6 protein-coding genes and 1 pseudogene are annotated in these 9,113 nt (G+C 71.7%); 5 read left to right on the top strand and 2 right to left on the bottom strand.

Features of this window, described 5'->3' with window-relative positions:
- The 3 genes from HMPREF3086_RS11095 to HMPREF3086_RS11105 all read left to right on the top strand — a co-directional run.
- Nucleotides 1–1,436 (top strand): DUF7782 domain-containing protein (locus HMPREF3086_RS11095; RefSeq protein WP_070721888.1); only part of this gene is annotated, 1,436 nt, incomplete at its 5' end.
- Nucleotides 1,433–1,870 carry a D-aminoacyl-tRNA deacylase gene (gene dtd, locus HMPREF3086_RS11100; protein ID WP_070721890.1) on the top strand — a complete coding sequence of 146 codons (438 nt, stop codon included), beginning with the start codon at nucleotides 1,433–1,435 and terminating at the stop codon, nucleotides 1,868–1,870. The genes HMPREF3086_RS11095 and dtd, both read left to right, overlap by 4 nt.
- Before the next feature lie 183 nt (nucleotides 1,871–2,053).
- Complete coding sequence (locus tag HMPREF3086_RS11105) at nucleotides 2,054–3,022, top strand: sigma-70 family RNA polymerase sigma factor (protein ID WP_063973073.1); 969 nt, start codon at nucleotides 2,054–2,056, stop codon at nucleotides 3,020–3,022.
- A gap of 166 nt (nucleotides 3,023–3,188) precedes the next feature.
- On the opposite strand, the gene HMPREF3086_RS11110 is transcribed toward HMPREF3086_RS11105, so the two are convergent.
- Nucleotides 3,189–5,957 carry a bifunctional acetate--CoA ligase family protein/GNAT family N-acetyltransferase gene (locus tag HMPREF3086_RS11110; protein WP_070721892.1) on the bottom strand — a complete coding sequence of 923 codons (2,769 nt, stop codon included), beginning with the start codon at nucleotides 5,955–5,957 and terminating at the stop codon, nucleotides 3,189–3,191.
- 46 nt (nucleotides 5,958–6,003) lie between these two features.
- Entirely contained in the window at nucleotides 6,004–7,236 is a 1,233-nt protein-coding gene (locus HMPREF3086_RS11115; RefSeq protein WP_070721893.1) for an acetoin utilization protein AcuC, read from the bottom strand.
- A gap of 223 nt (nucleotides 7,237–7,459) precedes the next feature.
- On the opposite strand from HMPREF3086_RS11115, the gene HMPREF3086_RS11120 reads away from it, so the two are divergent.
- Complete coding sequence (locus HMPREF3086_RS11120) at nucleotides 7,460–8,149, top strand: iron-dependent transcriptional repressor DtxR (protein ID WP_070721894.1); 690 nt, start codon at nucleotides 7,460–7,462, stop codon at nucleotides 8,147–8,149.
- Nucleotides 8,146–9,113, top strand: a pseudogene (gene galE, locus HMPREF3086_RS11125) (UDP-glucose 4-epimerase GalE); the annotation flags it as partial. The gene HMPREF3086_RS11120 and the pseudogene galE, both read left to right, overlap by 4 nt.

A 9,113-nucleotide genomic window follows, 5' to 3' on the forward strand; every position in this document is an offset into this window, starting at 1 on the left:
GCCCGGCGGGCGCGGCCGGGCTGCTGGTGCGTCTGTTCGTGCTGGGTGATCCGCTGCCGACGTCCGCGGTGGCGGACGCGCTCCCCGGCGTCGAGCCGCGCGCGGGCGTGGACGTCGGCCTGTGGGAGCCGGTCGACGACGGTGCGGCACTGCGCGCGGTGGTCGACCTGCGTCCGGTGGACACCGGCCACGGGACGCGGTGGGTGTTCTCGGACCCCGACGGGTCGATGGTGCGCACCGTCACCCGACCGGACCACGTGCTGGGGGTCGGCCAGGCCACGCTCTCGCTACTGCGGGTCACGCCCACCTCGCCGGCTGGAACGGTTCTGGACGTGGGGACCGGGTGCGGCATCCAGATGGTCCACGCGTTGGGTACCGCCGACTCCGCCACCGGGACCGACATCACGCCGCGGTGCCTCGACCTGGCCGCCGCGACGCTGGCGATCAACGACCGGCGGGCCGAACTCCTGCAGGGCTCGTGGTTCGAGCCGGTCGCCGGCCGCCGGTTCGACCGGATCGTCGCCAATCCCCCGTTCGTGGTGGGTCCGCCGGAGACCGGCCATTCGTACCGCGAGTCGGGCCTGGCGCTCGACGGTGCGAGTCGGACGGTGGTCTCCGGCGCCCCCGAGCATCTGGCGGACGGCGGGACGGCCGTCATGTTGGCGTCCTGGGTGGAGCGCGAGGACACCGATTGGCGGACTCGGGTGGCGTCCTGGGTGCCGTCCGAGGGCGTGGACGCCTGGATCCTCCGCCGCGACGTCTCCGAGCCGGGGCTGTACGTGTGGACGTGGCTCACGGACGAGGGCATGGACCCACGGGACGAGACCACGTGGCGTGCGGCGGACCGCTGGCTGGACCACTTCGAGGCCGAGGACGTCGCCGGGGTCGGCTTCGGCTACGTGTATCTGCGCCGCGTCGAGGGTCCGTCGTCGGTCCTGTGCGAAGACCTCACCCATCCGTTCGGCGACGGCCTCGGCGACGAGGCGGAAGCGTACTTCGCGCGCATCGCGTGGTTACGCGAGGCCGCCGGGCACCACGGCGGGCAGGACCGTGCCCTGGACGCGACCGTGTTCACGGTCTCCCCCGACGTCCACCTGCACGTCTCAGAGTCCCTCGCGCCGACCGACCCCGAGGAGGTGGACGCGCCGGGAGTGTCGACCGTGGTGGTGGAGCGCGTGACCGGCGCCCGCTGGCGCCACGAGATCGACCCCCTCACCGCGGCGGTGCTGAGGGGCGCCCGGACGGCCGCGCTGCCGTTGGAGGACCTGGTGGTGCTCGCCGCGGCCGGTGCCGGTGAGGATCCGGACGAATTGGCCGCGCCCGTCCGACGGGTGGTCGCGGACCTGTTCGTGCACGGGTTCGTCGTTCCGGTCGGTGTACCGGGGCTCCTGCCGCCGGGGGCCGTCGCCACCGCGCCCGGGGGGCTGCGGGGGTGAGGGCGGTCATCTCGCGCGTCACCGAGGCGTCGGTGACGGTCGACGGCGAGGTCGTCGGGGCACTGTCCGCGCCCGGCCTCCTGGTCTTACTGGGGGTCTCGATCGACGACGACGAGGCGGACGTCACGACGATGGTCCGCAAGATCTCGGAGCTCCGGATCCTGCGGGAGGAGCGCAGCGTGTCCGAGGTGGGCGCCCCCGTCCTGGTCGTCAGCCAGTTCACGCTGATGGGTTCGACGGCCAAGGGGAGGCGACCGTCCTGGTCGAGGGCGGCTCCCGGGGACAGGGCCGAGCCCGTGGTCGAGGCCGTGGTGGCCGGTCTGCGTGAGCGGGGGCTCGAGGTGTCGACGGGCGTGTTCGGCGCGATGATGCGGGTCCACTCCGTCAACGACGGCCCGTTCACGGTGTTGGCGGAGACCCCGGGCTCGGCCTGAGCCACCGGTGCGGCGAGGTGACGGCCTTTACGGCACGGTTCGTGACCGAAATCATCGGTCGGGGAACATTACCGGCACCCCCGTCGTTGTAGGTGTACGTGACCGTGACCCGGGCACGCGCCTGATCCGTCCACCAGCAACCGAACGCCGGCCTCGTCACAAGGTCAGGCAGGAGGAGGAGACATGACGTCAGCCATCACCCGATCGGACCGTCGGACGGAGGCGGATCCGGAAGGTCAGAGCCCGAGCGCTGATCTGGTCCGTGTCTACCTCAACGGGATCGGCAAGACGGCTCTGCTGAACGCCGAGGACGAGGTGGAGCTCTCCAAGCGGATCGAGGCCGGCCTCTACGCCAAGCACCTGCTGGAGACCAAGAAGCGTCTCGGTCCGGTGAAGAAGGCGGATCTCAAGACGATCGTCGCCGAGGGCGAGGCCGCCCGCGCCCACCTGCTCGAGGCCAATCTGCGTCTGGTGGTCTCGCTGGCCAAGCGCTACACCGGCCGGGGTATGCCGCTGCTGGACCTCATCCAGGAGGGCAACCTGGGCCTGATCCGTGCGATGGAGAAGTTCGACTACGCCAAGGGCTTCAAGTTCTCGACCTACGCCACGTGGTGGATCCGCCAGGCCATCACGCGCGGTATGGCCGACCAGTCGCGCACGATCCGTCTCCCCGTCCACCTGGTCGAGCAGGTCAACAAGCTCGCCCGCATCAAGCGTGAACTGCACCAGCAGCTGGGCCGCGAGGCCACGCTCGAGGAACTGGCCGAGGAGTCGGGGATCCCCGCGCACAAGATCGAGGAGCTCCTCGACCACTCGCGCGATCCGGTGAGCCTGGACATGCCGGTCGGCGCGGACGAGGAGGCCCCGCTCGGCGATTTCATCGAGGACGCCGAGGCCACCAGCGCCGAGAACACGGTGGTGTCCAACGTCATGCACTCGGACGTGCGAGCCGTGCTGGCCACCCTCGAGGAGCGTGAGCAGCAGGTCATCACCCTGCGGTTCGGGCTCGACGACGGTCAGCCCCGCACCCTCGACCAGATCGGCAAGCGCTTCGGCCTGTCCCGTGAGCGCGTCCGCCAGATCGAGCGTGAGGTCATGGCCAAGCTCCGTGAGGGCCGTCGCGCCGACAAGTTGCGGTCCTACGCGATCTGATCCCCTCCGACCCCGGTCACACCCCGCCGGCCCCGCCCACGAAGGGCGGGGCCGGCGCTCGTCTGTGCCGGTGTCCGCGCGATCGTCGCCGCGGACACCGGGCCAACGGACTCGTCGCCGCGGACACCGGGCCAACGCGAGCGTCGCCGCGGTAGCGGCTCCGCCGTCAGCGGAGTCGGCGGGGCCCCTCGTTCCCACTGAAGCGGGGCGGCGGACCGAGCCGGACGGTGGCGTAGAGCACGGCGAGCCCGTCGGGCGCGGCCAGGCCGGGGTCGATCGCCAGGCGGCGCAGTTCGGGAACGTCCTCCACCAGGCACGAGACCCGCCCCATGAGTTCGACCAGAGCCTCGCGGTCCACCGGCGCGTCCCCCGCATAGCCGTCGAGGATCGCCGCCGCCCGCGGCCTGCCGAGGAGCGCCGACGCCTCGGAGGGCGAGATGGGCAGTGTGCTGAACGCCCGGTCGGCGAGCAGGTCCGAGAGCATCCCGGACAGGCCGAACGAGATCAGCGAGCCGAAGATCGGGTGGTCCGCGACGCGGATGGTCACCGCGACCCCCTTCGTGGCCATCTTCTGCACGTGCAGCGACCGCGAGCCCGTCGTGGACTGGAGCAACGCGAAGGCGTGCCGCACCGCAGCGGAATCCGCCAGGTCCAGTCGGACTCCCGACTGGTCGCTACGGGTGCGCCACCGGTCACTCATCGCCTTGACCGCGACCGGGTATCCCAGTTCGTCGGCCGCCATCACGGCCTGATCGACGTCGGTGACGACGCGGTAGTCGACGATGTCGATCCCGTAGCACTCGAGCAGGGCCCGGACCTGCCCCTGCGTGAGCTCGAACGACTCGGTCCCGGCGTGGAGCTGGGACAGCGAGTCCACGAGCTCGCGGGCCCGCGCGCGGTCGATATCGGAGTATTCGGCGGGCTCCTCGGCCGGCCGGTCGAGCCACTCGGCGTACCGCCGGGCCCGCACGAGCGCCGACACCGCGCGTTCCGGGTACGGGTAGGACGGGATCGAACCGCGGGCCGCCACACCCGACTCGTCCGTCACGGTCAACCCCTCGGGCAGCCCCTCGCCGGCGAGGAAGGTACTCACCACCGGCTTGGCGCTCTCCGCCGCCGCCGCGCGGATCGCCTCGGCGTAGGAGTCCGGATCCGTGGCGACCGGCGGGACGAACACCGTGAGGACCGAGTCGACCTCGTCACGCGCGAGCGCATCCGCGATGGCCTCGCGGAACTGCTCCGGCGACGCCCCGGCACCCAGGTCCACGGCGTGGGAGACGGTGAACCCCTGCTGACGGGCGGAGTCCCCGCCGAGCCTGCCGACGGCCGACGAGTTGCCCACGATGCCGAGGCGGCCGCCGGTGGGCAGCGGCTGGTAGGCGAGCAGGGTGGCGGTGTCGAACATGTCGGTGATGGAGTCCACCTGGATGAGGCCGGAGTCGCGGAACAGTCCCCCGATCGCGTTGGCGGTGAGGCCCTCCACGCCGGACTCGAGGTCGTCGACGGCCCGACGCACGACCACGACAGGCTTGTTGCGGGCCACGCGCCGCGCGATCCGCGAGAACTTGCGGGCGTTACCGAAGCTCTCCAGGTAGAGCAGGACCACCTCGGTCGAGGTGTCCGTGTCCCAGTACTGCAGCAGGTCGTTACCGGACACGTCCGCGCGGTTACCGGCGGAGACGAACGTCGACAGCCCGAGCCCGCGCCGCGCCGCGGCGGCGAGGATCGCGATGCCGAGCGCACCGGACTGGCAGAAGAACCCGGCCCGGCCGGGGCCGGGGACGACCTCGGCCAGCGTGGCGTTGAGCTTGACGTCGGCGGAGGTGTTGATCACGCCGAGCGCGTTGGGACCGACGACGCGCATCCCGTGCGCCCTGGCCTCGCTGACGAGTCGCCGCTCCGAGACGACTCCCGCGCTGCCCACGTCGGAGAACCCGGCGGAGATGACGACGAGCGTCGACACGCCCTTGGACAGGCAGTCGTCGAGGACCTCCGACATCGAGGCGGCGGGCACGGCGACGACGGCGAGGTCGACGGGATCCGGGATGTGCCGGACGCTCGCGTACGCGCGGACCGACTGCACCGAGGTGGCGTCCGAGTTGACGGGGTAGACGGGGCCAGCGAACCCGTTGCCGATGAGGTTGCGCATGACGGTGTGGCCGATCTTGCCCACCTGGTCGGACGCGCCGATCACGGCGACCGATCCCGGGTTCAGCACCCGCGCCAGGCTCCGGGCCTCCGCCGCGGCCTCCCGCGAGTTCCGGACGTTCGTCAGCGCCTCGGTGGGATCGATGGCGAACTCGAGGTGCAGCGTGGAGCCGTCGAAGGACCGTGAGATCTCGTACCCGGCTCGGCGGAACACCTGGATCATCGACCGGTTCTCGGAGAGGACCTCAGCCTCGAAGTGGTCGATCCCGCACTCGGCCGCCGCGCCGGCCAGGTGCTCGAGGAAGATCGAGCCCAGCCCCCGGCCCTGGTGCTGATCGGAGATCGTGAAGGCGACCTCCGCGAACGTGGAGTCCGGCAGCCGTTCGTAGATCGCCATCCCGATGATCTCCGCGCCCAACTCGGCGACGAACGCCATCCGGTCGCGGTAGTCGACGTGGGTCATCCGCCGTAGTTCCCGATCGCTCAGGACGTCCCGGGATCCGAAGTAGCGCAGGTAACGGGTGCGTTCGGACAGGCTGGTGTGGAAGCGGGCGATCTTCTCGGCGTCGTTGGGCAGGATCGGGCGGATCCGCACCGCCCGGCCGTCCGAGCCGAGGACGTCCGCGGCCCACTCGTGCGGGTAGCCCTCGGGGTACTCGTCGACCGAGGTGTCGGTCGAGGCGTGCTCGGGCGGATCGACCGCGGGGGGCGGATCGCCCGGACGCCCGCCGGGTTCCGGGGTCTCGGTCGCGGTGGGGCCGGTCGAGGGGTCGCCGGGGTGCGCCATGGGGTCCTCCAATGCGAGGTCGTGCCGGACGGGGCTCGAGAAGCGGTCAGTCCCGGGGGTCGTCGGGATCGAGCCCCAGCAGGGGGTAGACCGTGCGACGGGTGTCGAGGATCGACTGGTCCAGCCGGGCCAGCGAGCGGTCCATCTCGACCCCGCGGTCGGCGCCCGCCGGCTCCCACGGTGCGAACGTCGGCATCTCGCCGTCGCCCATCACCTTCGGGACCCGATCGGGAACGGTGAGCCGACCGGCGGCGGACCGCCACCCCTCCGGGATCGCCGTGCCCGGGTCGACCGGCGCCCCGAGAACCGCCGCGATGAGGTGGGTCCACGAGCGCGGGACCACCCGCACCAGCTCGTAGCCGCCGCCGCCGACCGCGATGAGGCGCCCCCCGCAGAGCTCGTCGGCCAGTGCGATGACGTCGAGGTAGGACCGCCGGTGTCCGTCGACGGTCAACGACAGATCGGCGAGGGGGTCCTCGCGGTGCGAGTCGCACCCCGCCTGCAGGACGATGATCTGCGGTTCGAACGCGCGCAGGACGCCCGGGACCACGGCGTGGAAACCGCGGAGCCAGAGGTCGTCGGTGACCGCGGGCAGGAACGCGAGGTTGACGGCCGTGCCCTCCGCGCGGCCCACGCCGGCCTCGGACGCCCAGCCCGTCGACGGCCAGAGGGTCGCGGGGTGCTGGTGCAGTGAGACCGTGAGGACGCGGGGATCCTCGTAGAACGCGGTCTGGACGCCGTCGCCGTGGTGGACGTCGATGTCGACGTAGGCGATGCGGTCGAAACCGTTGTCCAGCAGCCAGCTGATCGCCACGGTCGCGTCGTTGTACACGCAGAATCCGGCGGCGGCCGCGGGCATCGCGTGATGCATCCCGCCGGCGACGGAGACCGCGCGCGTCGCGGCCCCGCTGGCCACCGCGCGGGCGGCCGTCAGCGTGCCGCCGGCGACCGCCGCGCTGGCCTCGTGCATCGCCGGGAACGTCGGGTTGTCGGCCGTGCCCAGACCGTGGCTCATGCCGACGTGCTCCCCCGGCGGCAGGTCGCCGGCCGCCTTCACGGCGTCGATGTAGCGCGAGGTGTGCACCCGCAGCAGTTCGTCGTCACCGGCCGTCCCGGGTTCGAGCAGTTCCACCCCCTGCAGCACGCCGAGTTCGGTGGCCAGCGACATGGTCAGATCGAGGCGCCTCGGACTCATGGGGTGATCGGCGGAGTGTCGGTACTCGAGCAGCGACGGGCTCCACACCACCTTCGCCTCGACGCCGTCCGCGATCCCGGCCATGGCCACCGCCCTCCCGTCGGACCGGGTCTCTCCCGGCCCGCGCACCCCGCCAGACCCGTGGGGTACGTCACCTCACGAATCTACGCGGCGACGACGGGGGCGGCCGATGAACGTCGGCTCCCCACCCCGGTCGGTGGCCCGACGGTAGTCTCGGTGTGAGAACCCGGTCGGTGTCGTCACCCACCGGGAGGTCGATACGAATCCAGACGTGGAGGACTGCAGCGTGAAGGACCTGGTGGACACCACCGAGATGTACCTCCGCACCATCTACGAACTCGAGGAGGAGGGCGTGATCCCGCTGCGGGCGCGGATCGCGGAGCGCCTCGAGCAGAGCGGCCCGACCGTGAGCCAGACGGTGGCCCGGATGGAGCGCGACGGGCTGGTGCTCGTCGCACCCGACCGGCACCTCCAGCTCACCGCCACCGGGCGCGAGCTCGCGGTGGACGTGATGCGCAAGCACCGCCTGGCCGAGCGGCTCCTGGTGGACGTGATCGGGCTCGAGCTCGAGAAGGTCCACGCCGAGGCGTGCCGGTGGGAGCACGTGATGAGCGACGACGTCGAACGGCGTCTCATCGAGGTGCTCGACGACCCCCGGACGTCGCCCTACGGCAATCCGATCCCCGGGCTGGACCGCATCGGCTACGCCGAGTCGACGCTCGACCATGGCGACCACGTCCGGCTCTCCGCGCTGCCCACCGACACACCGCACACCGTGCGCATCCGGGCGATCGGCGAGAACGTGCAGATCGACATGGACCTGATCTCCGAGTTCCGCGCCGCCGGCGTGGAGCCGCTCAAGACCGTCACCGCGACCCGCCGCGGGCACCTCGTCGAACTCGACTCGGGGGACGGCCGCACCGTCGAACTCGACGGCGACCACGCCCACGCCATCCAGGTCGAGATCCTGTCGTGAAACTCCTCGTCACCGGCGGGGCCGGGTACGTCGGCGGAGTGTGCGCCACCGTCCTCATCGAGCGCGGGACGAGGTGGTGATCCTCGACGACCTGTCCACCGGTAACCGGGACGGCGTCCCCGAGGGGGCGACCTTCCTCGAGGGTGACGTCGCCGCCCGCGCGGGCGAGGTCCTCGACCCGTCCTTCGACGGCGTGCTGCACTTCGCCGCGCGCTCGCTCGTCGGCGAGTCCGTCGAGAAGCCCGAGGAGTACTGGCAGGGCAACGTGGTCACGTCGCTGGCCCTGTTGGACGCCATGCGGGCGGCCGGTGTCGGGAACCTCGTGTTCTCCTCCACCGCGGCCACCTACGGCGAGCCCGAGCAGGTGCCCATCACCGAGGACATGCCCACCCGGCCGACCAACACCTACGGGGCGACCAAGCTGGCGATCGACCACGCCATCACCTCGTACGCGGTCGCGCACGGACTCGCCGCGACCAGCCTGCGCTACTTCAACGTCGCCGGCGCCTACCACGGCGCGGGTGAGAACCGGGTCGTGGAGACCCACCTCATCCCGCTCGTGCTCCAGGTCGCCCTGGGCCACCGGGACCACATCAAGGTCTTCGGCGACGACTGGCCCACCCCCGACGGCACCTGCATCCGGGATTACATCCACGTCGCGGATCTCGCGGACGCCCACCTGCTGGCCCTGGAGTCCAACGCGCCGGGGATACACCGTGTGCTCAATCTCGGCAGCGGCGAGGGCTTCTCCGTCCGCGAGGTGATCGACGTGTGCCGCGAGGTCACCGGGCACCCGATCCCGGACGTGGTCGCGCCACGCCGCGCCGGCGACCCCGCGGTGCTCGTGGCCTCGAGCGCCCGGGCGATCGCCGAGCTCGGCTGGAACCCCACCCGGACGGACCTGCGCACGGTGGTCGAGGACGCCTGGGCGTTCACCGGGGCGCTCGGCGACCGGGCCCACTCG

This window comes from Dietzia sp. HMSC21D01, assembly GCF_001815995.1.
GTDB classification, from domain to species: domain Bacteria; phylum Actinomycetota; class Actinomycetes; order Mycobacteriales; family Mycobacteriaceae; genus Dietzia; species Dietzia cinnamea.

What these genes read in the sequence shown, in the direction of transcription:
- HMPREF3086_RS11105 (WP_063973073.1), top strand. Translation starts at nt 2,054, where the DNA reads ATGACGTCAGCCATCACCCGATCGGACCGTCGGACGGAGGCGGATCCG.
- HMPREF3086_RS11110 (WP_070721892.1), bottom strand. Translation starts at nt 5,957, where the DNA reads ATGGCGCACCCCGGCGACCCCTCGACCGGCCCCACCGCGACCGAGACC.
- HMPREF3086_RS11115 (WP_070721893.1), bottom strand. Translation starts at nt 7,236, where the DNA reads ATGGCCGGGATCGCGGACGGCGTCGAGGCGAAGGTGGTGTGGAGCCCG.